Source organism: Acidovorax sp. CCYZU-2555, from assembly GCF_018413525.1.
Classification (GTDB): Bacteria; Pseudomonadota; Gammaproteobacteria; order Burkholderiales; family Burkholderiaceae_C; genus Comamonas.
The window spans coordinates 92331-116394 of sequence record NZ_JAHCDD010000002.1 but is presented as its reverse complement, the minus strand read 5'-3'; the positions used below and the strand labels follow the sequence as shown (position 1 = coordinate 116394).

Genomic DNA, 24064 nt, shown 5'->3' with positions numbered 1-24064 from the left:
CATGCAAACACTTTCGATTCCCAAGGCGCTGCAGCGGTGCGCCTGGCTTCTCGCCTGCGTCTGGATCACGGGATGCGCGAGCACGCACACGCGCGATTACAGCGCCTTCCTTGCCGCAAACCCCGCATCTATCCTGGTACTTCCGCCCATCAACGAAGCGCCCGAAGTGCAGGCCACGGCGAGCGTGCTGTCCCATGCCACGTATCCACTGGCCGAGGCCGGCTACTACGTGATGCCCGTGACGCTGGTGACCGAAACATTGCGCGAAAACGGCATGCATATCGCTGAAGACATCCATGAGATTCCCGCCCCCAAGCTCAGGGAAATCTTCGGCGCCGACGCCGCGCTGCGCATCAAGATCACGCGCTACGGCAGCACCTATCTGGTGATCGACAGCGCCACCGTGGTCACCGCGCAAGCGCAGTTGGTGGATCTGCGCACCGGTGCGCTGCTGTGGTCCGGCGAAGCGTCGGCCTCCAACAAGGAAAACAAGCAGAACGCTGCCAGCGGCCCGGCCGGCATATTGATCAGCGCGCTGGTCAATCAGATCCTGAGCACGGCCACCGACGCCTCGCACAACGTCGCCGGCATCGCCACGCAGCGGCTGCTGTCCGCGGGCGGCCCGAACGGACTGCTGTATGGGCCGCGCTCGCCCATGCGCGGCAACAAGTGAGGTGTGACCATGCAATGGACGCACTCCACCCCCGTGACCCCGAGCAAGCCGCAGCCCATGCCCAAAGTCTCCAGACGACGCAAGGCAGCGCCGCCGGAAGGTCTGCTGATTGTGAGTCTGTGGCCCTTGAGATACGTATGTCTCAACCCTGCGACTCCGAGCAAGAGCCGCGCCGCCCCCAAGAAGGCCGCCAACGCCTGAAACCGGCAAGCCGCTCAGGCCGCACCTTCGCTCGCATGCCCTGGCGCGCGGTTGAGCAGCAGATTGCGCTGGTCGGCGCTCAGCGACAGGTAGCGCTCGTAGTTGCGCAAGATATCGGCAATCAGTTCTTCCCGGCGCAAATACTGGATGTCGTAACCTTCGCGCCCATCGGCAAAGAAGGTCATGGGCTCGACCACATGGCGGCGCACATTGGCGTCTTCATCGGTGACTTCGGTCAGGATGAAACCGGGCAGCTTGCGCTTGACCGGGCGCACGCCATAGACAAAGTCACGCAGCTCGGCGATAGGAATGACCAGGCGCACCGCGCCCGCATCGTCGCCCTGCGTGGCCGCGCTGTTGTCGTGCACGACCGCATGCACACCCTGGCGCTCCATTTCCGCGGCCACTTCGCGCATCGCGGGCAGCACGGTTTTTTGCAGAAAGCGCTGCACATCGACGGAAGTCGGCTGGCGCACGATCAGCTCCAGGCGCTTGCGCCAGTGCTCGCCGTTCCAGAAACTCGTCGCTGGCGCCCAGTCCTGTGAGGCATTGCGCAGGTCGGCTTTCATGCCGCGCCACAGGCCCACGCACAGCACCGCCATGATCGCCGCCACGGGCAAGGCCGCGATCAGCGTCAGCGCCTGCAGCGCCTTGAGGCCGCCGGCGAGCAGCAGCGCGATCGCGGTGACGCCCAGCACGCCCGCCCAGAACAGCCGCTGCCACACCGGCGAGCGCGGATGGCCGCGCGACGCAATCGCATCGACCACATAGGCGCCCGAGTCGGCCGACGTCACGAAGAACAGCGCGATCAGCACGATCGCCAGCCACGACACGGTCTTGGCCAGCGGCAGGTACTCGAAGAAACGGAACAGCAGCGCATCGACATTGCCCGCGGTCTGCGCCAGCGCGCCCTGGGCCACATGGGTGTCGATCCAGATCGCGCCGTTGCCGAAGGCCGTCATCCACAGCAGGTTGAACGCCGTGGGAATCAGCAGCACCCCGACGATGAACTCACGCACCGTGCGGCCGCGCGAAATGCGCGCGATGAACATGCCCACGAAAGGCGACCAGGAAATCCACCAGGCCCAGTAGAGAATCGTCCAGCCGCCGAACCAGGCCGGGTCCTGCGCGGGCTCGTAGGCGAACGTGCGCAGCGACAGGCTCACGAGGTTGGACAGGTAGTTGCCGATGTTCTCGCTGAACGCCTGGAACAGGTAGACCGTGGGCCCGAAGATCAGCACAAAGCCCAACAGGATGAAAGTCAGCATCAGATTGATTTCCGACAGCCGGCGCACGCCCTTGTCGAGGCCCGAGGCGGCCGACAGCCCGGCCAGGCCCACGACCACCACTATCAGGCCGACGCGAAACGCCGTGGTGCCGGTGTCCCAGCCGGTCACGATGTGCAGGCCCGCGGCCAGCTGCAGCGCGCCATAGCCCAGCGTCGTCGCCAGGCCGGCAATCGTGCCCACGAGCGCGAACGCATCGACGCCATGGCCTATGGGCCCGTTGATGCGCTGCTGCAGCAGCGGGTACAGGCCCGAGCGCATGGTCAGCGGCAGGTTGTAGCGAAAACCGAAGTACGCGAGCACCAGGCCCATCACGCCATAGACAGACCAGGCGTGTATGCCCCAGTGAAAGAAAGTCGAAGTCAGCGCTTCGCGCGCCGCCGCGGGCGTGCCCGCGACTTGCGTAGGCGGGTTCAGGTAATGCTGCAGCGGCTCGCCCACGCCGAAGTACATCAGCCCTATGCCCATGCCTGCGGCAAACAGCATGGCGCTCCACGAAATGAAATTGAACTCCGGCTTGGCGTCGTCGGGCCCGAGGCGGATATCGCCGTAGCGGCTGAACGCCAGCAGCACCAGAAACACCGGGAACATCGACACGACGATGGTGTAGAACCAGTCGAAGTGTCTGATCACCCAGGCCTGGGCGCCGGAAAAAACGCGGTCGGCCAGTTGCGGAAAAACGCCGCACAGCACCAGCAGTGCGCCCAGCACGAGCAGCGAGGGCACGACCACCGGGGCCGAGAAGGTCATCCGGGGAGGGGCATCCGCCTCCCGGTTTGCAGGTTGATCCATACATACCTCCTGAGATGGCCTGGGCCGGATTCAAACACCGTCATTGGGACCAGCAGTTGCTTTCATAGCCGGCTTCATTGGCTTTCTTGCCGTTCGCGCCGCGCAGGCCGTCCTGGCGCAGCGTGAACGCACCGCATCGGTCACCCGTCTGGGCATTTTGCGGCGTCGCGGTCAAGGAGTAGGTGGAATCCGTGCGGCCCGCATCGATGGCAATGGTATATCTGCTCGAAGGCACCGTGGTCAGCGTGGTGGCGTTGAACGCATTGATCGTTGGATAGGCGCCGGTCGCCGTCGATGCGCGCTCCATCCACTGGGCCGCCTGCAGCAGGCCTGCGCGCGCCTCGGCGCGGTGGCCGCGGCGCACATATTCGCTGTAGCTGGGAATGGCCACGGCAGCGAGGATGCCGACCAGGGCCACGGCAATCAACATTTCGATCAACGTGAAGCCCTGCTGCGGGTTCTTGTATCGGCTGCGGGAAACGGCTTGCATTGCGGGAATCTTCATTATTTGAGTTGGCGCCAGTTGGGGCGGATCAGCACTTCGGGCAGGCGCGCAAGCCTGTCCCTCTTGCCGTCGTTGCCGATACGAATCTGCTCGCCCTTGGTGGAGACGCGCAGTTCCTTGCTAGAGGCCGTCATGCGGCTAAAGTGCAGGCCGTAGCCCATGTCCTTGCCCATGTACATCACCCCAACCGAAGGCGCTCTGCCCGTGGCGATGTTGATCAGCGTGCGAAACGGCTTGGCGGATTGCGGCGTGGGCGCGCAGATTTCCTCGCCCGCGGCGGTCGCGCTGCCCGAAGCCGGCACTTCGCTGATGATCTCCAACAGGCCGCTGCCATCGTAGTAATCCAGGTTGGTCGTCACGCGCTCGCCGGTGACGGGCAGATCCATGTACCAGCCCTTCTTGACGGTGCAGTTCGTGGCCGTCGCTTCACACTTGTAGTTCACTTCGGTGCTGGCCCTTTCGGTCCCGGCCACCGCGCCGGTGAATTGCCAGAACGAACGGCTAGAAGCTTCGTCCGTTCCCGGGGTCAGGCTGGATGCACTCACTCCCAGGGAGACCAGCGACGAACGCCCCGAGACAGTGGCAGGCACAGGATTGCTGGCGTCTATCGTGACCTTGCCTTTGTCCGTACCCGTCGCCACGATCGCGTAACGCGTGTTGTCGAGAACCGAGTAGATCGTCTGCACGGCACGGTCGGCGCGGTCTTCCTCTGTCAGGCTTTGGCCGGTACCGAACGCGACCATCAGACCGCCCACTATGCGGTTGGGACGCACCACGGGCGGAACCGTGATCGGCTGGCGGCTCGAGTTGCCCGCGGAGGCCGAATAGTTGGCCGTAAACAGCGGATTGCCATCGAATGCCACGCCCCAACGTGTTGCATCGGCACTCGAAATATCGAACTTCCACAGGTTGCCGCGCAGATCGCCTGCATAGACATAATCAGGCGCGCCGTCGCTGTTGACATCGAGAAACTGGGGCGTCGACAAGCCATTGGCCACGGCCTCGGCCGACGTGGTGGCGACCGCGGGAATGGTCTTGAGTTCCTTGGTTCCGTCCAGATACTGGATCAGCAGCACAGGACGCTCGTTGAGGCTGTTGTAGCCGTTACCCAAAATCAGCGCCCAGCGATTGTTGTTGGTGCGCGTGATCTGCAAGGCGCGCTGCTGGTTGCTTTCGGACACCACCGGCGTGCCCATGATGTGGCCGATATCCGCGTGCGCATTGGGGTCCACGGGCTTGCCGCCCGACGGCAAGGCATCGCCGACCGCGGCCGCGGTCTTGTCGAGCACGACCAGATTGGCCGCATTGGCTTCGGTGAACTCGTTGCTGACCCCCGATTTTTCCTTGGCGGACCCGGGCTTGGTGACATCGAGCACGAAATAGCCGCGCCCACCCGCACCCAGCGTTCCCGCGAGATACGTGCGCCACTGCGGACTGGTCGTGCCGATATCCACATCGCCGGTAAACGGCGAGCCGTCAACGTAGTACTGGTGGGTATACACCGGGTCGACACGGTCCGTCAGCTTGGCCAGATTCTGCAACACGCCATGGGGAATGTAGGCCAGCTTCTCGCTGCCGTCTTCGGCCGAGAAGCCATGCAGCATGCCATCGTTGCCACCGACGTACAACATGGGCAGGCGCGCGCGATGGTCGGCAGCGAAAGTACGATAGCTGGTGGCCGCATGACCATTGGTCGGCGTGCCCGTGTACCAGATCGCCGAATTGACGATATCGCCCTGGCGGCTCTTGCGGTTGCGGAAAGTCGCGCCGGTGTTGCCGGTTTTCTGCTCCTTGGTGCGATCCCCGCGAATGAAATTGAGCCGGTCTTCGCCGCGGCCGTCGCCATTGAAGGTGGTGGTGCTGCCTATCGTGCCTTTTTGCAGCCACATTTTCACCGACGCCGCCGTGGGCGTCGGGTTGGTGGCCGCCGTGCTCAGATTGGCCCACTTGAACGAAATTCCCTTGTTGGCGGTCTTCTGTATATCGTAGGAAACGATCAGGCGTTGCGCGATGTCGGTGCGCGCATCGAGCTTATCGGCGCTGGTGACGCTGCGGGTGTCGACCACGCCCCAGTCCAGATTCGGCTTGGTCGTGCCATCGGTGGCGATGGCGCTGGAAGTGACATATCCATACCAGCGGTTGTCGAGCGAATTTGCGTCATCGGCGGCGATGTAATTGGTCTGGTAAGACTGCGTTCCGACCCGGCTGACCGAGCGCGACTCCGACGTGGTGCCGCTCACGGGTGCCGTTGTGTCGACAATGATGTCATCAAAGATATCGGCAAACACCCCGGACAGATCACCGCCAGCGACCGGGTAGAACTTGCCGCGACTATTGACCGCCATGTGCCACATTTCCTGTGGGCGGTAGTCGTCATAATCGCCGTCCGCATCTTCGGAGGCCACATTATCCCAAGTGGTCGCACCCGTCGCGAGCGAAGCAAAGCCGATGTCATACATACCAAACACTCCGCCAGTGAACTGCGGAGACGTCGGATTGTTCTTTTTCAGCGTGCCGGCCGAAGCGCCGTAGCCAATTGTGTATTGCACCAGATGCTGCCAGCTGGCGGGATCGTTTCTGGGGTTCCAGTACTCATCGAACATGACCGATCTGGACCCGGAGGTGAATGTCTCCTGCCCGGTCTTGCGAATCTTGGCTTTCAATTCGTTGTTGATGCCAGGCTGCAGATCCGTCGACCAGTAATTGAACGCCAGCTCCGCGAGCGTGGGATAGGCGTAATAGGTATTGACCCTATTCGATGTTGTGATGCGGGTTTGATTCTTATGATCGTCGCGGTAGATTCTTGTCTGCGCGCTGGAGTCCGAATAACTCTTTCCATCGGGAAACGTGGCCGCTCTTGAATCGATGTTCTGCACCGGAATGGTGGCACTGGCATTTGGCAATTTCATTGCGTTCTTGAACGCACTTGTAATGCTGCCATAGGAAAAGTTCCAGCCGCCATCTGTCAGGAAGATATGGTAGGCACGCCGGCAGGCAAGCGGAGCGCTGTCCGCCGTGCCCGGAACGGCATTCCAAGGGCTGTCTTTGCCCGTGGTCTTGAGGTATTCGCCCGCGCTATACACCAGGTTATGAGATGGGGTGGATCCCGTTGCGGTCAGATTCGACACCCAGGACTTGAAATTGGTCTTGTGCGCGCCGGAAAACTTGGCGATGGAATTGTCACTGCTGCAATTCCCTCGGCTCGATGGAATGCTGTCGCAAGCAAACGACTGCCAGGACAGCCGGAACTGCTCGTCATACTTGGTGCTGTCGATCAGCGTGGCTTGCAAGCCTTGCTTCACATAGGTAAGGCGCTGCTTTGACGTGGTGCATGTTCCACTGACATCGCAAAAGGCCATACTCCCGGAAGTATCCACCGACAGGATCACATTCGGAATCGGCGCCTTGTAGGCTGTTCCGGCCGGATATTGCACGAAGTTCATCTGTGCGGCCGAGGCCGGAGCGCCGATCGCGGCAATCAGAAGAGCAAGAGTGACACGGGGCAGATGGGAAGGGGCTCGCATGATCAGACTTCCAGTGCACTGGGCACGGCTGCTGGCAGATAAAGGAAAAACAAGGGGGCCGCCGTTACTCGAAGGCCTGGACGGACAGCACAGACTGCAACACGACTTCGGTGCTCGGCTTGTTGCCGCGTGCGATCGCCGTGATGCGGTAGACCATCAATCTCTTGCGCGACGGCGAAAAACGGTCGACATTGGAGCCCGCAGGCACGCTCGACAGCAACGAAACATTCGGGTCGATATAGGGCAGGATTTCAACCCAGTACCAGGCGCCGCTGCCGGCCGTTTGCACCGATAGCAACGGATTCGCCGTGCCGGCTGCGTCCGCACCGGTGAACTGTCCATAGCGTGCACCGACGTTCTGGGCCATCATTGCCGTGAGCAGCGTCTTGTTGTTCCAGAAATCCTGCGCGCCTATGCGCTTTTCGCAGATTCCCTTGTAGCAACCGGTGGTCGGGCTGTTGGTCTTGACGACGGCCAGATTGCTCTCGAGATCCTTGGTTTCGATATCGAAATACACCGCGGTGGCAGCGGTGCGGCATACATCGGTCTTTGTCGGGACAGGCAGGCAGGCTTCGCCGCTGGGCTGGACGCCGCGGATATCGAATTCCGCGTCTTGCAGCATGGCCTGCGCGGCCTCGAATGCGCGGCGATAGTCGGCATCGTTGCCGACCACGATCTCGTTGAACAGGCTGCCACGCGCAGCCCACGAGGCCAGCAGCATCGACAGCATGACGAACACGATCACGACATACAGCGCCACGCCGCGCTGGGAGCGGCGGCTGCGGCGCAAGGAGAAGGAGGAAAGCGAGCGTGGCATGGGTGTGTGGGGCTGGCGGCTAGAGCTGACCCTGGCTGCGAATCTGGTAGACGTTGCGGAACACCATGCGCAGGCGGTCCCCGTAGGAAGTCTTGGTGCCGCTGCAATTGGTGTACTGCGCGCCCGGCGTGGACACCGTTTCGGTGCCGCTGAGTTCGAGGCAGACCTCAAGCGCATACACATTGCGCCAGTTGCCCACACTGGCCGGGTTGGCGAAGTACTGCAGGTTCGTGGTCAGAGGGCTTTGCACGACATAGCGCACGCGCATGTCCGTCACATTGGAAATGATGGCCCGGCGCGTTTCACTGCCCGTACCCGCGCAAACAAGTGCATTGGAGTTTGCATCGCGCGCAAACGTGCTGACCAGCACGGCGGCATCGGGAACGCCCGACGTCACCTCGTTCTTGCCTATGCAGTCGCGCAGCAGCGAGGCGGTGACCGGATCATCCGCGGCCGTCACCGATTCCACGTAGTTCTGATAGCCGACGGTGAACGTCGGTGTGGTCGTGCCCGTACCCGCGATGGTGCTGACGCCGCGATCGAACTGCGCCCGCGTGCCTGCGGGATCGGGCGGATCGAACGCGACCGGCGTCATCACCGAGTTGGGGTCTGCGCCGGGCACGATGGAAGGGGTGAGGCTGAGCTCCAGGCTGCCGGCCTGGCGCAGTTGCTGGCCTATGACGCGAAACGCATAGGAGGCCTGCTGCTGCATTGCCGTGGATTCGGTGACGGTGCCGGTGATGCCGCGCGAGGTCATGAGCGAAGCCATCGCCACCGCCACCACGACCAGGCCCAGGGCAATGCCGACCAGCAGCTCGACCAATGAGACGCCGCGGCTGTGTACGGGCGAACGCAGCGCCGCTGAGGGGCGCGTATGACGCGAAGTGGACATGGTGATTTCAGTTGGCGCAGTAAAGGCTGGTACCGCCAATGGTCCAGGGCGCGCAGCGCTGGGTCGGCTGCAGGTACTGGATATGGCAGCTCTGGCCGTCGGGACAGTTCAGTTCACCGGCCGCATTCGTGCCGCTGACCTTGAGCGGCGCGTTGAGCGCCGTCGTCTGCGCCGTTGTCCCCGTGGTTCCGCCGGCATTGAAGCGGTTTTCGCTCCAGCCGATCATCACGCCCAATTGCCGCGCTCCGCCCTGGGGAACAAACACCGTGGCGCTGCCTCCGGGCAGTGCCGCGGTCACATTGAGGCGCCATTGGCGGATATCGAAAGCCGCCAGCTGGGCGGGCGTGCAGGCCCCGGCCGCACAGTCGGTGCTTGCGCCCGGGCTGGTCGTGTAGGTTGTCAGATTGTTGAGGGCATCCGGGTTGTTCTGCAGGCGTTCGCCCAGATCGTCGATCAGCCGGATTGCCTGGGCGCGGCGCACGCCGGACTGCGTATCGGTGAGCGTGCGCATCTGCACGCCCACGATGCCCAGAATGCCCAGGGCCATGACCACCATGGCGATCAAGGACTCGATCAGCGAGATGCCTCGCTGGCGGCGCATGCCGCGGCGCTTGCGGGCCATCATGTGGAACAGGTGCGGGAGGCAATGCGTCCGCTGGCCTCGATGCATACATCCTTGGTCAGCGGCGAGGTGCCGGACGACGGATAAGGCGCGATCTTGAAGCCCACATCGCCGCCGTCGATCATGCCCCAGCGGTCGATGGCGATCGTAGCGGAAGCGGCGGAACGGGTCACCGTCAAGCTGGACGACGCGGAAAAGCGCTGGATCTCTTCGCCCGCATCCCACTTCTGATCTTTATTGGCGTCAATGAACACCACCCAGCCGCAATCCCAATCCGTGGCATCTATGGCGAGCGTGCAGCCCGGCGTGGTCTTGGGCAGTTTTTCGACATAGACATCGCCGCCACGGCGAATGGCCTCGGAGCGCGCATAGAACATGGTGGAGCGAAGATTGTCGACCGTCTGCTGCACGCGCCAGCGATCGATCAGGAGTTTGAAGCTGGGCAGCGCCATGGCCGTGAGGATCGACAGCATTGACACCACCACCAAAAGCTCTATCAGGGTAAAGCCATGATCGCGCTTACCGCTTGTTGTTGAATGCATATCTACCGGGAAGGAAAAGGCCAAGGTCGGATGCATGTTAGCAACAAAAGACACAAATTGAATTACACCCTGTCGTCTTCGCACCACCGTTCGTCGGACGGAAAATGCGCGCTATTCGGGCGTGCATCGGCTTTCGATGCAATAGCGGCGCTCACACACCCAAATGCTGGTGCCACAGCCCGCGATCGGCATTGAGCTCGGCGGACGTGCCCTGCCAGACCGCATTGCCGCGCTCGAGAATCACATGGCGGTCGGCCAGGGCCACGAGCCGGTGCACGTATTTGTCGACCACGAGAATCGTCTGGCCCGCGTCCCTGAGCGTCGCCAGGCAGCGCCAGATTTCCTCGCGGATCACGGGCGCCAGGCCTTCCGTGGCCTCGTCGAGAATCAGCAGCCGCGGATTGGTCGACAGCGCGCGGCCTATGGCGAGCATCTGCTGCTCGCCGCCCGACAGCTGGTTGCCCATGTGGTGCTCGCGCTCCTTGAGGCGCGGGAACACACCGTAGATGCGCTCCAGGGTCCAGGCGTCGCGCTGGCCGTTGCGCTGCGCGGCGAACGCCACCAGGTGCTCGCGCACCGAGAGATTCGGAAAGCAGTGGCGCCCTTCGGGCACGATGGCCACGCCCAGGCGCGCGATCGCGTCGGGCGACCTGGCTTTCACCGACTCACCCGCGAAGCGCACTTCGCCCTTGCTGGGCCTGAGCGCACCGATGATGGTCTTGATGGTGGTGCTCTTGCCCATGCCATTGCGGCCCAGCAGCGTCACCACTTCGCCCTGCATGATGTGGAAATCGATGCCGAACAGCACCTGGCTCGCGCCATAGCCGGCTTCGAGGCCTTCGCAGGCCAGCAAGGGAGTCGTGCTCATGCGCCCACCTCTTCTTCGGTGCCCAGATACACCGCCTGCACCTGCGCATCGGCCTGGATCTCGGCCGCCGTGCCGCTGGTCAGCACCTTGCCGTAGACCAGCACCGAAATGCGGTCGGCGAGCTGGAATACCGCGTCCATGTCATGTTCAATCAGCAAAATGGCCATGTCCTGGCGCAGGCGTTGAATCAGCTCGACCATTTCGGCCGACTCGACCGGGCCCATGCCCGCCATGGGCTCGTCGAGCAGCAGCAGCTTCGGTGCCGCGGCGATCGCCAGCGCCACATCGAGCTTGCGCTGCGCGCCATGCGGCAAGGTGCCGGCGACGCGGCTCCACTCACCGGCCAGCGTCACGCGCTCGGCGAGCGCCTGCGCGGCCGCGAGCAGATCATGGTCGGTTTCACGGCGCCTGGCGAAGCGAAAGCTCGAGCCCGCATGCGCCTGCACCGCGAGCAGCAGGTTCTCGCCCACGGTCTGCTGCGGGAAGATGCTGGTCACCTGGAAACAGCGCGACAGCCCCGCGGCCACGCGCCGGTGCGGCGCGAGGTGCGTGAGATCCACGCCATCGAGCGACAGCGTGCCGCCATCGGCGGGCAGCAGCCCCGAAATCAGATTGACCAGCGTCGACTTGCCCGCGCCGTTGGGGCCTATCAAGGCGTGGATTTCGCCGGCGTTCACCGCAAAGCTCACATGGTCCGTGGCCAGCAGCGCGCCGAAGCGCTTGACGAGTTGATGCGCGACCAGCAGCGTCATGGCGCGGCCTTTCTCGATGCGAGTGCGGACAAGCCCTTGGGCGCGAGAAACACCACGGCAATCAGCAGCAGACCCATGGGCGCATGCCAGTACTCGGTGAATTGCTTGAGCACTTCCTCGAACACCAGCCACACGGCCACGCCCAGCGGCGCGCCCCAGCGCCGGCCCACGCCGCCTATGACCACCATCACGATGAACAGCGCCGATTGCGTCCAGTGCATCAGCGAGGGGCTGATGAAGCCGTTTTGCGTCGCGATCAGCGCGCCCGACAGACTGGCGACACCGCCGGCCGCGGCGAATGCGCACAGCTTCAGAAGGTAGGTGGGATAGCCCATGGCCTGCATGCGCGTCTCGTTGTCGCGAATGCCTTCGAGCGCGCGGCCGAAATGCGAGGCTTCGACACGCCACAGCGCCAGCAGCACCAGCGCCACGATGGCCAGCACCACCCAATACAGCGGCGCGCCGCTGGCAGCGATCGCGTTCTCGCCGCCGATCAGATTCAGCGGCGCGTAGAGCGTATAGCCGTCGTCGCCGCCGTACTTGCGCAGCGACACCGCGAGATAGAACAGCATCTGCGCGAACGCCAGCGTGATCATGATGAAGTACACGCCCTTGGTGCGCAGCGCGACCGCGCCTATGAGGCCGGCAACGACCACGCCCGCCACGCTCGCCACGCCCCAGATCAGCCAGGCCGAAGAAAAGCCGGCCTCGGCCAGCGCCGCGACCGCGTATGCGCCCACGCCGACAAAGCCCGCATGGCCCAGCGCCACCAGGCCCACGCGGCCCATCAGGAAATTCAGGCTCGCCGCGGCCAGCGCGACGATCATCAGCCGGCGCACGAAGCCGGTGTAGTAATCGAGATCGAACAGCGGCGCGAGCAGCGGAACCAGCGCCAGGGCCAGCACCAGCACGGCGATGCCGGCGCGCGCGCCCCAGGGCGAAGCCTTGGAATTCATGGAAGACTCACTCATACACGGGCCGGGAACAGTCCCGAAGGCTTGAAGACCAGCACGCCGGCCATCAGCATGTACATGGCGATGCTCGAGATCGCGGGGCCGACATCGGCGGCCAGCGCGGGCGACAGCACTTCGCGCAGCAGCGGCGGCAAAAAAGCGCGGCCGGCGGTATCGACCAGGCCAACCAGCAGGCTCGCGACGAACGCGCCGCGCACCGAGCCAATGCCGCCGATCACGATCACCACCAGCGCGGGAATCAGGATCGACTCCCCCATGCCTATCTGTACGGCGCTGATCGGCCCCATCAGCGCGCCCGCCAGCGCCGCGAGCGCCGCGCCCAGCGCGAACACGATGGTGAAGACCCGCGACACGCGCACGCCCATGAACTCGGCCATGGCCCGGTTCGACGCGCCCGCGCGCACCAGCATGCCCAGCTTGCTGTGATTGACCAGCAGATAAAGCCCCGCGGCCACGGCCAGGCCTGCCGTGAGGATCAGCAGACGGTACGACGGATACGGCAGGCCCAGCAGCTCGATGGGCCCCGACAGCAGCGCGGGCGTGGGCGCCATGATGGGCGACGGCCCCCAGATGAACTTCACCACGTCATCGGCGACCAGCACGATGCCGAACGTCGCCAGCACCTGGGACAGATGGTCGCGGCCGTAGAGCTTGCGCACCAGCAAGGCTTCCAGCAGCACGGCCAGCAGCACCGTCACCACCACGGCGACCAGCACCGCGGCGATGAACGACCCCGATTGCGCATGCACGCTCGCCGACACATAGCCGCCGACCATGAACAGCGAGCCGTGGGCCAGGTTCAGCGTATCCATGATGCCGAACACCAGCGTCAGCCCGGCCGCGAGCAGGAACAGCATGAAGCCATAGCCCAGACCGTTGAAGATCTGTTCGAGAAAAAAAGTCACATCCATTCGCCGCTCCGCGCCATCGGGTTATCCGTTCGTCCTGAGTCCTGAGCCTGTCGAACGATCGAAGGATGAACGGCCCGCCCTCGAACTCCCAGCCCAATTACTTCAAGGCGCATTGGCTGGCAAACGCATCCTGATGCGCAGTCAGCACCTTGCCCGGCTGCAGCTGATTGGTCACGCGGCCGTCGGCGCCCTGCACCACCTTGCGCAGGTAATAGTCCTGGATCAGGAACTGGTTGTTGCCGTACTTGACCGGGCCGCGCACCGAGTCGAATGACGCGGTCTTGAGCGCCTTGGCCAGCGCCGGCTTGTCGCTGACCTTGCCGCCCAATTGCTTGACCGCCGCGTCCATGTTCATCACCACGTCGTACGCGAACGCCGCGTACAGCGACGGGTAGCGGCCGTTGTAGGCCTTGCGGAACTCGGCGACGAATTTCTGGTTGGCGGCCACCGGCAGGTCATGCGCATACGACGAGGCGTTGAACAGGCCGACCATCGAGTTGCCCACGGCCGGGATGATGTCCTCGTCGGCAGTGAACGGCGAGGAGATCAGCGTGATGTCCTTGTTCAGGCCCGCGGCCATGAACTGCTTGATGAAGTTGATGCCCATGCCGCCGGCCTGGAAGATGTAGACCGCTTCGGGCTTGGCCGCGCGCAGCTGGGCCAGCTCGGCGGCGAAGTCGAGCTGACCGACCTTGGTGTAGATCTCGTCGGCCAGCGGCTTCTTGTACAGGCGCTTGAAACCGTTGAGCGCATCCTTGCCCGCGGGGTAGTTGGGCGCCATGATCACGACCTTGTTGTAGCCCTTGTTGGCGGCGTACTGGCCCGCGGCCTCGTGCATGGAATCGTTCTGGTAGCTGGTGCCGAAGAAGTAGGCATTGCACTGCGCGCCCGCGAGCTGGCTGGGGCCTGCATTGGCCGACAGGTAAGGCACCTTGGCCGCGAACAGCGTGGGGCCCACGGCCAGCGCCACGTTCGAAGCCACGGGGCCGGTGAACAGATCGATCTTTTCGCGCTGGATGAAGCGGTCGACCAACTGGCGCGCCTGCTCGGGGTTGCCGGCCATGTCGGCCTGGATGAATTCGGCGGGCACGCCGCCGAGCTTGCTGCCCAGCAGCTTGATGGCCAGATTCAGGCCGTCGCGAATTTCAGCGCCGGGCGCCGCGAACGGGCCCGAAATGTCCAGCGCCACACCCACCTTGATCGGAGCCGGCGTCTGCGCCTGGGCCAGCACGGCCACCGAACCCACGGCAACCGTGGCAACACCCTTGACTAACCGGGAAGCGAAAAGAGCAAACATTGTGACCTCTGGATTTGAAATTGCGATCGACCCCACGGATGCGGCACGCATCCCCCCATCTTTTGCAAGCAGCGATTGTGCCTGCGGATGCCCGCAGGATGAACGACAAATGCGGCGCCGCGCCTGGCGCTGGCGCGAATGCCACAAAACGCCAAGGCGCGCGCGCCGGCAGCACGCCTCGCTACAGACAAAGTAGCAAAGTGCGTTCCATGGGTTCTTTTTCAGTCCAAAAACATGTACTTATGTACAGTATGCACATGCTCACACCTGTCGATGGCCCTGATTTGCGCGTTGCGCGCCCACCTGCCGGCGCGCGGCCCCTGCAGGCCAAGACTGCGGATTGAAACATGGTGACCGTCGGTCTGGTGCCCCCGCACCGCTATTACTATCTGCACAACTTCGAGCGCGCGCTGGCCTGGATAGAGCAGCGCTACAGCGACCTGCTCGATGCGCGCGAACGCGACTTTCTCGCGCAGTTCGGCGCGCTGGCGCCGCTGTCCCAGGCCTTGCTGGTGCGCATGCTGATGCGCCGCGGGCCGTGGTTTCGCGCGTCCAAGCTGGTCTATGACGAGATTCCGGGGATAGAAGCCGCGGCCCAACCCTTGCTCGCTCTGGGCTGGCTCGATACCGAGACCCCCATGCAGCTCGACGAGCTGTTCGATCTGCACACGCGCGCCGAACTCACCAGCGTGTTCGCAGGCGAAGCGCGCGGCAGCGGCACGCGCAAATCCGACTGGCTGCAAGCATTGGCCAGCGTGCATGTCGCGCCGCGGCGCTACGCCGAATGGCATCCGCAGGCCAGCGAGCCCGTATGGCGCGTGATGCTGGGCGAACTCAGCGAGCGCCTGCGGCTGATGTTCTTCGGCAACCTGCACCAGAACTGGACCGAGTTCGTGCTCGCCGACCTGGGCGTGTTCAAGTACGAAAGCGTGGCCTTCGACGCCGCTTCGCGCGCCTTTCAGACGCGTGCCGACATCGACGCTTATCTTGCGCTGCAGGCCTGCAGGCAGGCACTGGAAGACGGCGCCGACAGCGCTGCCGTGCTGCAGTCGCTGACCGCCTGCGAAAGCCCCAACCCCTGGCTGGAAAAACGCCGCGCCAAGCTGCTGCTGCGCCTGGGCAATGCCTGCGAGCGCGCCGCGCTCTGGGACGAAGCGCTGCAAACCTATGCGCAGTGCAGCTACCCCGGCGCGCGCCACCGGCGCATTCGCGTGCTCGAACGCCTGGAGCGCCATGAAGAAGCCTTGCAGCAGGCGCTGCTGGCGCAACAGGCGCCCGAAGGCGACGAAGAACTGCAGAAATTGCGGCGCATGCTGCCGCGCCTGCTGCGCAACACGGGCCTGGCAAAAGCGCGCCCGCGCCCGGCGGCCAATCAGGTGCTGGTGCAGATGCGCGCGGACATCGTGCTCGATCCGCCCGCGGCGCCGCTGTCCGTGGAATTCGCGCTGCGTGCGCATTGGCACACCGACACCAGCCCGGTGTTCTATGTCGAGAACGCGCTGATCAACTCGCTGTTCGGCCTGCTGTGCTGGCCCGCGATCTTCGCACCCGTGCAGGGTGCTTTCTTCCATCCGTTCCAAAGCGGCCCGGCCGATCTGAGCGCGCCCGACTTCAGCGCGCGCCGCGCGACCGAGTTCGCGCGCTGCCTCGCCGAGCTCGACACCGCCGACTACACACACACCATTCTGGCGCGCTACGCCGAAAAGCAAGGCGTGCAGTCGCCGTTTGTGTTCTGGGGCCTGCTGACCGAGCCGCTGCTGCGCCTGGCGCTCGACTGCATCAGCGCTGCGCATCTGAAGCTGCTGTTCACGCGGCTGATGGCCGACGTCAAGACCAATCGCAGCGGCTTTCCCGACCTGGTGCGTTTCTGGCCCGCCGAACAGCGCTACGAACTCGTCGAAGTCAAAGGCCCTGGCGACAAACTGCAGGACAACCAGATCCGCTGGCTGCAATACTGCAGTGAGCACGGCATTCCCGTGAGCGTATGCCATGTGCAATGGCGCGTGGCCGGGGACGCGCCGTGAGCTACACCGTCTCCGTGCGCACGCTGTGCGAGTTCACCGCCAAGCAGGGCGACCTCGATCTGCGCTTCACGCCCGCGCCCACGGCGCTGCAGGGCATAGAAGGCCATCAGCTGGTGCAGTCACGGCGCGGCGCCGATTACGAAGCCGAAGTGGCGCTGCAGGGCGACTACGAAACGCTGCGCGTGCGCGGCCGCGCCGACGGCTACGACGCCGCGGCCGGGCAGCTCGAAGAAATCAAGACCTACCGCGGCAACCTCGACGCGATCCGCGCCAACCACCGCGCTCTGCATTGGGCGCAGGCGAAGATCTACGGCCATCTGCTGTGCCGCGAACGCGCGCTGGCGCGGCTCAAGGTGGCGCTGATCTACTTCAACATCGGCAACCAGAAAGAGCACGCCATCACCGAAGTCTTCGAGGCCGCCGAACTGCAGGCGTTCTTCGAGACGCAATGCGCGCGCTTTCTGCGCTGGGCGCAAAGCGAAGACGCCCACCGCCGCGCGCGCGATGCGGCGCTCACGGCGCTGGCCTTTCCCTTGGGCACTTTTCGCGCCGGCCAGCGCACGCTGTCAGTCGCCGTCTACCGCTGCGCGCGCGCGCCCGAAGGCGGCAACTGCCTGATGGCCCAGGCGCCTACAGGCATTGGCAAGACCATAGGCACGTTGTTTCCCATGCTCAAGGCCTGCCCCGATCAAGGCCTGGACAAGATCTTCTTCCTGACCGCCAAGGGCACGGGCCATGGCCTGGCCACGCAGGCGCTGACCCAGGTCAACCACCAGCTGCAAAGCACAGGCGCTGCGCCGCTGCGCGCGCTCACGCTGCAGTCGCGCGAGAAAAGCTGCGAGCACCCCGACAAGGCCTGCCACGGCGACTCCTGCCCGCTGGCCAAGGGCTTCTACGACCGCCTTCCCGAAGCGCGCGCCGCGGTGCTGAACGTGCACGCCGTCTGGGACAGCGCGCGCCTGCGCGAAGCGGCGCTGGCCCACGACATCTGCCCCTACTACCTCACGCAGGAAGTGGCCCGCTGGAGCGATGTGGTCATCGGCGACTACAACTACTTCTACGACGGCTCGGCGATGCTGCATGCGTTGACCCAGGCCAATCACTGGAAAGTCGGCGTGCTGGTCGACGAGGCGCACAACCTGCTGGACCGCGCGCGCAGCATGTACACCGCCGAGCTGTCGCCGCTCGCGCTCGCGGCGGCGCGCAAACACGCCAAGGGCCGCATTCGCACGTCGCTGAACGCACTGCAGCGCGCGTGGAACACGCTGCATGAAAGCCAGCAGCAGACCTATGAATGCCATGCGCAGGTGCCGCTCGACTTCATGGCCGCACTGCAAAAAGCCGTCTCGCTGATCGCCGAAGCCAACGCCGATCACCCCATGCTGCCCGGCGACCCGGTGCTGGGCTTTTATCTCGAGGCGCTGCAGTTCGCCGTGCTTGAAGAAAAGCTCGACGACAACGCGCTGTTCGACATCACCCTGCTCGCGCCGCAGCGCGGGCGCAAGCGCGCGGCCACGCTGTGCGTGCGCAATGTGATTCCCGCGCCCCACCTGCTCGCGCGCCATGCGGCCGCGCATGCGACGGTGCTGTTCTCGGGCACGCTGAGCCCGGCCGCGTTCTACCGCGACACGCTGGGCCTGCCCGCAGACACGCCGTGGATCGACGTTCCCGCGCCGTTCAAGGCCGCGCAGCTGGCCGTGCACATCGTGCGCGATGTGTCCACGCGCTACCAGGACCGCGAAGCTTCGATCGACCGCATCGTCGCGCTGATCTGCGACCAGTTCCACAAGCGCCCCGGCAACTACCTGTGCTTTTTCAGCAGCTTCGACTATCTGGAGCGTGTCGCCGACGCGCTGTGCGCGCGCCCCGATGCGCCGCCGGTCTGGCGCCAGGTGCGCGCCATGGGCACCGACAGCCGCCAGGCTTTCATAGACCGCTTCCAGGCCGGCGGCCAGGGCCTGGGCTTTGCGGTGCTGGGCGGAGCGTTCGGCGAAGGCATAGACCTTCCCGGCGATCGGCTGATAGGCGCGTTCATCGCCACGCTGGGCCTGCCGCAACTCAACCCGGTCAACGAAAGCATGAAGCGCTGTATGCAGCAGCGCTTCGGCATGCGCACCGGCTACGACTACACCTATCTGTTTCCCGGCCTGCGCAAGGTGGTGCAGGCCGCGGGCCGCGTGATCCGGTCCGAAAAAGATACCGGCGAGCTGTTTCTGATGGACGACCGTTTTGCGCGCGATGAAGTGCGGCGGCTGATGCCCGTTTGGTGGGGCTGAGCGCCAGGGTCAGCGCGCAAAAGCCTGGCCCAGCGCCAGCACCGCTGCCGCGCCGACTACTGCGGCCGCGCGCGCGGCCCAGCGCGGCGCGGCGCTGATCAACGCCACGCAGACGATGGCGCCGGCCGACAGAAAGCCCAGCCAGGCGACGCTGCCCACTGTAACGCCCCAGACCCGGACACAGGGCAGCGCCGACACCAGCAACAGCGCCGCGCCCAGACAGCGCAGCCGCCGCGCAGGCGGCAAGGCACGCGCTCCCGTGAGCTGCTCATAGTGGCGCTCCATGGCAAAGGCCAACGCGGCCATGCCCGCAAACGCCAACGCCAGCGACAACATCCCAGCGACCAGATCACTCATGCTTTCACCTGCGATTCAATGCCAGCGCCCGAGCGGCGCGCGCTGCCGGCTGCGGCTTTGCGCCGCGCCATCCAGCGCAGACCCCAGAGCGCGGCCAGGCCGGTGGCGAGCGCAAACAATTCAACGCCAGCGCTTTCCCAATCGCCGCGCAGCAGCTGCGCGGGCAGATGGTCGCCCACCGTGAGCGCGTTGATCACCGGCAGCAGTACGCACAGCGCGGCCAGCAGGCCCAGTTGCTCTTTCCATGCGGCCGCGGCCGGGCGCGCGAGCGCATGCACCAGCGCCAGCGCCCAGATGCCGAAGAACACCGCCAGCTCCCAATCGTCGCGGTGGGCCAGGCCCAGAGGCACCAGCCGATTGGCCCACAGATAGCCTATGCAGGCCGTGGCCAGGCCGGCAATGGCCGCGACGTTCGCGGCTTCGATCAGCTGGTAGACCCGCGCCGTCGCGCCGCCGAACTCGCCCAGATGCCGCGTGCGGCGCTTGACGATGAACAGGATGGCGCCCGTGGCCATCATCGCGCTGCCCGCGAGGCCGCAGAGAAAATAAAGCCACTTGAGCGCAAAGCCGCCGAACGCGACCATGTGCAGCCCGGCCAGCACCGACTGCGTGAGCGAGGCCTTGCCGCCATCGACGCCGCCGGGCAGGCGCACCTGCAGCACTTCGCCCGTGGCCGCGGAGAACATCGCCAGGCCGCTGCTGGGGCTCAGGCGCTGCTGCGCTCCCGCGTCTTCGTTCCAGCCGTAGACGCCTATGCGCGCCGCCGCGTCGCCTGGATGATCGATCACCACGGCGCGCACCGGCTGGCCCATCAGCTGCTGGCCGCGCAAGGCGAACGATTCGAGGGGCGGCACGGCCATGGCCAGGCCCGAAAGCTGCGGTTTGCCGGGCTCGTTGAGCGCGGCCTGGAAAGCCGCTGCGCCGCCCACGCCGTACTGCGCGACCACGCCCGCGGGCATGAACGTCAGGCCCGAAATCACGATGCCGGTATAGGCGATCATGAACTGGAACGGCAGCGTCAATACCGCGACCGCGTTGTGCGCATCGAGCCAGCTGCGCTGGCCCTTGCGCGTGCGAAACGTGAAGAAGTCCTTGAAGATGCGCTTGTGCGTGATCACGCCGCTGACCAGCGCCACCAGCATCGCCATCGCGGCAATGCCCACGATCCACAGCCCCACCTGGCCCGCATGCAGCTCGTAATGGAAGTCGACGAAATGGTGGCCGCCCTGCGTCTGGCGCGCGGGCGCATGTTCGGCCGCGGCCAGCGGTTCGCCGCTGGCCGTATCGAGTTCGGCCGAAGCGTATTGCCGCTGGCTGTCGAACCAGAACACACGCAGATCGCCCGCACCCTGTGCGTCGGCCGGCCACAGCTCCCACATGCCCGCGCCGGGGTGGTGCTTTTGCATATAGGCCACGCCCCAGTCCAGCCGCTGGCCCAGCGAAACCGTTGGCTTGGCCGGCGCCGCGAGCACCGCGGCCTCTTCGGCATGGTGTTCGGGCGTCATCCAGTGGGTGATGGGCTCCTCGAACACTGCCAGCGTGCCGGTAAGAAACACCGCGAACAGCAGCCAGGAAAACCACAGTCCGCACCAGGTGTGCAGCCAGGCCTGGGCCTGGCGAAAGCCGCCCTGCCCGGCACCGGTCGTTGCTTGCGCCTTGGCCATCTCAAACTCCAAAACGCGGCAGCAGCGCCGCCAGCACGACCAGCAAGGCGGCCGGCAGCAGCAGCCCGGCCCAGACGCGGCGCGGCGGCACGGGCGAAAACGCCCAGATCGCCGCGGCCACATACACCACGAAACTCAGCTGCACGCCCGCGAGCACGGCCTCGGCGCCGCCAGGAAACACCGCGCCACTGAACACGCTCCAGGCGCTGGCCAGCAGATAGCCGCCGAACACGGCGGCGGCCACACGGGACAGCAGGCACAGACCGGGGTGATGAGTGGGTGAACGGTTCATGCAGAGGCCAGAGGAAAAAACACGCAGGGATGGGCGCGAAGCTCCATGACAGGCCTCAACGCCGGCCCTGGCAGCGGCGGCGGTCGTCGGTGGAGGGAGAGGCATGAGAATGAATCTCACTCTCATGCCTGGCGGCGATTCTAGATGCGCCGCGATGCGCCTGCGTCAGGCGTCGCAAAAAACAACACAGGGCGGCACGGCCAACGCCGCCCCAGTCCGGTCAGAACTGGTAACGCACCGTCACCGACGCACTGCGCGGCTCGCCGTAGAAGCCGGTTTCGAACAGTCCCAGACCCGAGTAGTACTTGGTGTCGAACAGGTTCTTGATGTGCAGCGCCGCCGACAGCTGCGCGCTGAACTGGTAGCGCGCCATGAGGCCCACGAGCGTATAGCCCTTCTGGCGAATGCTCGCGTAGTCGCTCGCCACCGGGTGCCAGACACGGCCGTCGGTCGCGCTCTGCCAGGTCACGTTGCCGCCCACCGTGAGCGCGTTCCAGTCGCCGCGCAACCTATAGCTGGTCGACAGCCGCAGCGTCTGCGCGGGCTGGCTCAGCATCTGCGTGGAGCCGTAGACGCGTTCGCCCTGGGCGTTGCGCACATGGGCATAGGCATAGCCGGCCTGCAGGTTCCAGCCGGGCGCGATCTCGCCGCTGACTTCGGCCTCTATGCCCTTGCTGGTCACGCCCTTGATGGGCTTGTACACCGACTCGCCATCGACGAAATCGACGTATTCGGCGATGTTGTCCTGCTCGATGCGGAACGCGGCCAGGCTCGCGTTGACGCGGCCGTCGAGGAACTCGCCCTTGACGCCGGCTTCGAAGCTCTTGCCCTGCACTTCGGGCAGGAACTGGCGGTTGGCATCGCGCGAAGTCTGCGGCGAGAAGATGCTGGTGTAGCTGCCATAGACCGAATAGCGGTCGTTGAGGTCATAGACCAGGCCCGCATAGGGCGTGACCTGGCCGCGCGTGCGCATGCTGCTTTCGAGCGCCGGCGTCACGCCGTCGCTGTACACGCGGCTGTCGCTGGCGTCGACCCGGCTCACGCGCGCGCCGACGATCACCGACAGCGCGTCCGTGGGCCGCAGCCGTGTGGCGCCATAGAACGACGACTGGCGGCGCTTCTCGTCATGGGCCGCGATCGGCGGGAAGGCCGGCTGCGCATAGTTGCCGCTCCAGCCGAAGATGCTGCCCGGCAGCGACGGGTACAGCGACTCGGACCAGGGGCCATCGGTATTCGTGTCGGACCAGGTCGCGCCGAACATCGCTTCGTGCGTGCGGCCCCACAGTTCGTACGGGCCCGACAGGCTTGCGCTGAGCGTGTTCTGCGTGCGGTTGCCGCGGAAATCGCCCATGAAGAAGTACATGCCTTCGCCGGTCACCGGGTCGGGATAACCGCCGCTGGCCGAGCCCAGCAGCGAGCGGTGCTTGCTGCTTTCGTTGTTCGCCGTGAGCTTGAATTTCCAGTCGTTCGCCAGCCGCTGCTCCAGCGTCGCGAACACATTGCGCGACGTGAGCTTGCGTTCGCTCCAGCTGGTGGCCGGGTTGAATGAACGGTCCCAATCGGTGCGGCTGCCGTCGCTGAAGAACAGCGGGAAACCCGTCCAGGTCGAGCCGCGCGGATCGGTGTTCTGGTAGTCGGCACCCACCGTGAGGCGCGTGTCGCGCGTGAGATCGGCCTCGACCACGCCGTAGAACACGCTTTTCTTCTGCTGGTAGTGGTCCAGATGCGATTCGCGGTCCTGATAGGCCGCGACCACGCGGCCGCGCACGCTGCCGCTGGCGTTGAGCGGGCTCGACAGATCGAGTTCGGTGCGTGCGTTGTTCCACGAGCCCAGGCTCGCCGTGACCGAGCCCGCGAACTGCTCGCTGGGGCGCTTGCGAATGAAATTGACGGCCGCCGACGGATCGCCCGTTCCGCCCATCAGCCCGGTCGCGCCCTTGACGATTTCGACGCGGTCGAAGATGGTCATGTCGCTGTTGGTCGCGCCCCAATCGTAGACACCGTCGTAGTCCTTGGTCACGCCGTCGTACTGGAACTGGGTGATGGAAAAGCCGCGCGCGTTGAAGTTCGAACGCTCGCTGTCGTAGCTCTGCACCGTGATGCCCGCGGCCTGGCGCATGACATCCGATACGCTGGTGCTGCCCTGGTCGTCCATCTGCTGGCGCGTGACCACGGTGACCGACTGCGGCGTCTCGCGCAGCGTCAGGCTCAGGCCCGTGGCCCCGGCCGAAGGCCCGGCTGCATAGCTGCCCGAACCGTCGGTGCGGCCATCGCCACGTGCCGCGGCCGTCACGGTCACGGCCGCCAGAGTGGCGCCGCCCGCGCCTTGCGACGCCGTGGGCATGGCGCGCAGCGTATAGCCGCCGCCGGCCGAGCGCACGACCATCAGGTCGGTGCCCTTGAGCGCCTGCTCCAGCGCCTGCTGCACCGCGAACTGGCCGTTGACGCCGCCGCTGCGCAGTCCGTCGGTGATCGTCGAATCGAAGGTCAGCAGCGCGCCGGCCTCGCGCCCCAGGCGGTTGAGCACGGTTTCCAGCGGGCCTGCAGGAATCGCGTATTGGCGCTGCGCCGCGCCCTGCTGCGTTCCCGCCTGGGCCCGGGCCGACTGCGGCGCCAGCGTGGCCGCGACGGCCAGGCTCGCCAGCGTGCCCACGCACAGCACGCGCAGCGCCAGCGCGACCGGGCCGGGACGCAAAGGCACGCAGTCAAGGGAATCGGCAAAGGAAAGCTGCTGCACAGTCTGGGGGCGCATGGAAAGCCTTGTGAAAAGAAGAGGATGAATAGAGCCGTGAGCG

General features: G+C 65.2%; 19 protein-coding genes. 3 read left to right on the top strand and 16 right to left on the bottom strand.

The window, feature by feature from the left end; genetic code table 11:
• The first annotated feature begins 1 nt into the window (after position 1).
• Positions 2-673 (top strand): DUF799 domain-containing protein, encoded by a 672-nt coding sequence (locus KHY18_RS01250; RefSeq protein WP_213293398.1) that lies wholly within the window; start codon positions 2-4, stop codon positions 671-673.
• A 215-nt stretch (positions 674-888) separates the two neighbouring features.
• On the opposite strand, the gene KHY18_RS01245 is transcribed toward KHY18_RS01250, so the two are convergent.
• The 12 genes from KHY18_RS01245 to KHY18_RS01190 all read right to left on the bottom strand — a co-directional run bounded on the left by KHY18_RS01245 (position 889) and on the right by KHY18_RS01190 (position 14656).
• Positions 889-2952 carry a BCCT family transporter gene (locus KHY18_RS01245; RefSeq protein WP_213293396.1) on the bottom strand — a complete coding sequence of 688 codons (2064 nt, stop codon included), beginning with the start codon at positions 2950-2952 and terminating at the stop codon, positions 889-891.
• Between the two features lie 40 nt (positions 2953-2992).
• The gene (locus KHY18_RS01240; protein ID WP_213293394.1) at positions 2993-3442 is read right to left on the bottom strand and encodes a type IV pilin protein; all 450 of its coding nucleotides are present in this window, start codon (positions 3440-3442) and stop codon (positions 2993-2995) included.
• A gap of 14 nt (positions 3443-3456) precedes the next feature.
• Complete coding sequence (locus KHY18_RS01235; RefSeq protein WP_213293392.1) at positions 3457-6981, bottom strand: pilus assembly protein; 3525 nt, start codon at positions 6979-6981, stop codon at positions 3457-3459.
• A 64-nt stretch (positions 6982-7045) separates the two neighbouring features.
• A complete protein-coding gene (locus KHY18_RS01230) occupies positions 7046-7798 on the bottom strand; it encodes a pilus assembly PilX family protein (RefSeq protein WP_213293390.1) in 753 nt (250 codons plus the stop codon).
• A 19-nt stretch (positions 7799-7817) separates the two neighbouring features.
• Entirely contained in the window at positions 7818-8690 is an 873-nt protein-coding gene (locus KHY18_RS01225) for a PilW family protein (RefSeq protein WP_213293388.1), read from the bottom strand.
• 7 nt (positions 8691-8697) lie between these two features.
• Complete coding sequence (pilV, locus tag KHY18_RS01220; RefSeq protein ID WP_249728829.1) at positions 8698-9315, bottom strand: type IV pilus modification protein PilV; 618 nt, start codon at positions 9313-9315, stop codon at positions 8698-8700.
• Positions 9312-9890 (bottom strand): GspH/FimT family pseudopilin, encoded by a 579-nt coding sequence (locus KHY18_RS01215; RefSeq protein ID WP_249728828.1) that lies wholly within the window; start codon positions 9888-9890, stop codon positions 9312-9314. Before KHY18_RS01215 ends, pilV begins: the two co-directional genes overlap by 4 nt.
• Before the next feature lie 115 nt (positions 9891-10005).
• The gene (locus KHY18_RS01210; protein WP_213293386.1) at positions 10006-10722 is read right to left on the bottom strand and encodes an ABC transporter ATP-binding protein; all 717 of its coding nucleotides are present in this window, start codon (positions 10720-10722) and stop codon (positions 10006-10008) included.
• Complete coding sequence (locus KHY18_RS01205; RefSeq protein ID WP_213293384.1) at positions 10719-11474, bottom strand: ABC transporter ATP-binding protein; 756 nt, start codon at positions 11472-11474, stop codon at positions 10719-10721. Before KHY18_RS01205 ends, KHY18_RS01210 begins: the two co-directional genes overlap by 4 nt.
• Entirely contained in the window at positions 11471-12430 is a 960-nt protein-coding gene (locus tag KHY18_RS01200) for a branched-chain amino acid ABC transporter permease (protein ID WP_213293382.1), read from the bottom strand. Before KHY18_RS01200 ends, KHY18_RS01205 begins: the two co-directional genes overlap by 4 nt.
• A gap of 11 nt (positions 12431-12441) precedes the next feature.
• Complete coding sequence (locus KHY18_RS01195; protein ID WP_213293380.1) at positions 12442-13359, bottom strand: branched-chain amino acid ABC transporter permease; 918 nt, start codon at positions 13357-13359, stop codon at positions 12442-12444.
• 97 nt (positions 13360-13456) lie between these two features.
• The gene (locus KHY18_RS01190; RefSeq protein WP_213293379.1) at positions 13457-14656 is read right to left on the bottom strand and encodes an ABC transporter substrate-binding protein; all 1200 of its coding nucleotides are present in this window, start codon (positions 14654-14656) and stop codon (positions 13457-13459) included.
• 362 nt (positions 14657-15018) lie between these two features.
• Here KHY18_RS01190 and KHY18_RS01185 point away from each other — a divergent pair, with 362 nt between their 5' ends.
• Together KHY18_RS01185 and KHY18_RS01180 are read left to right on the top strand one after the other, a co-directional pair.
• Positions 15019-16680, top strand: coding sequence for a VRR-NUC domain-containing protein (locus KHY18_RS01185; RefSeq protein WP_213293451.1), 1662 nt, complete (start codon positions 15019-15021; stop codon positions 16678-16680).
• Positions 16677-18956 carry an ATP-dependent DNA helicase gene (locus KHY18_RS01180; protein WP_213293378.1) on the top strand — a complete coding sequence of 760 codons (2280 nt, stop codon included), beginning with the start codon at positions 16677-16679 and terminating at the stop codon, positions 18954-18956. Before KHY18_RS01185 ends, KHY18_RS01180 begins: the two co-directional genes overlap by 4 nt.
• Before the next feature lie 9 nt (positions 18957-18965).
• Here the strand turns inward: KHY18_RS01180 and KHY18_RS01175 are convergent, their stop codons facing one another.
• From KHY18_RS01175 to KHY18_RS01160, 4 genes are all read right to left on the bottom strand, one after another.
• Complete coding sequence (locus KHY18_RS01175) at positions 18966-19313, bottom strand: DUF3325 domain-containing protein (RefSeq protein ID WP_213293377.1); 348 nt, start codon at positions 19311-19313, stop codon at positions 18966-18968.
• A complete protein-coding gene (locus tag KHY18_RS01170; RefSeq protein ID WP_213293376.1) occupies positions 19310-20977 on the bottom strand; it encodes a PepSY-associated TM helix domain-containing protein in 1668 nt (555 codons plus the stop codon). Before KHY18_RS01170 ends, KHY18_RS01175 begins: the two co-directional genes overlap by 4 nt.
• A gap of 1 nt (position 20978) precedes the next feature.
• A complete protein-coding gene (locus tag KHY18_RS01165; protein WP_213293375.1) occupies positions 20979-21269 on the bottom strand; it encodes a hypothetical protein in 291 nt (96 codons plus the stop codon).
• A gap of 220 nt (positions 21270-21489) precedes the next feature.
• The gene (locus KHY18_RS01160) at positions 21490-24021 is read right to left on the bottom strand and encodes a TonB-dependent siderophore receptor (protein WP_213293374.1); all 2532 of its coding nucleotides are present in this window, start codon (positions 24019-24021) and stop codon (positions 21490-21492) included.
• Positions 24022-24064: the final 43 nt, after the last annotated feature.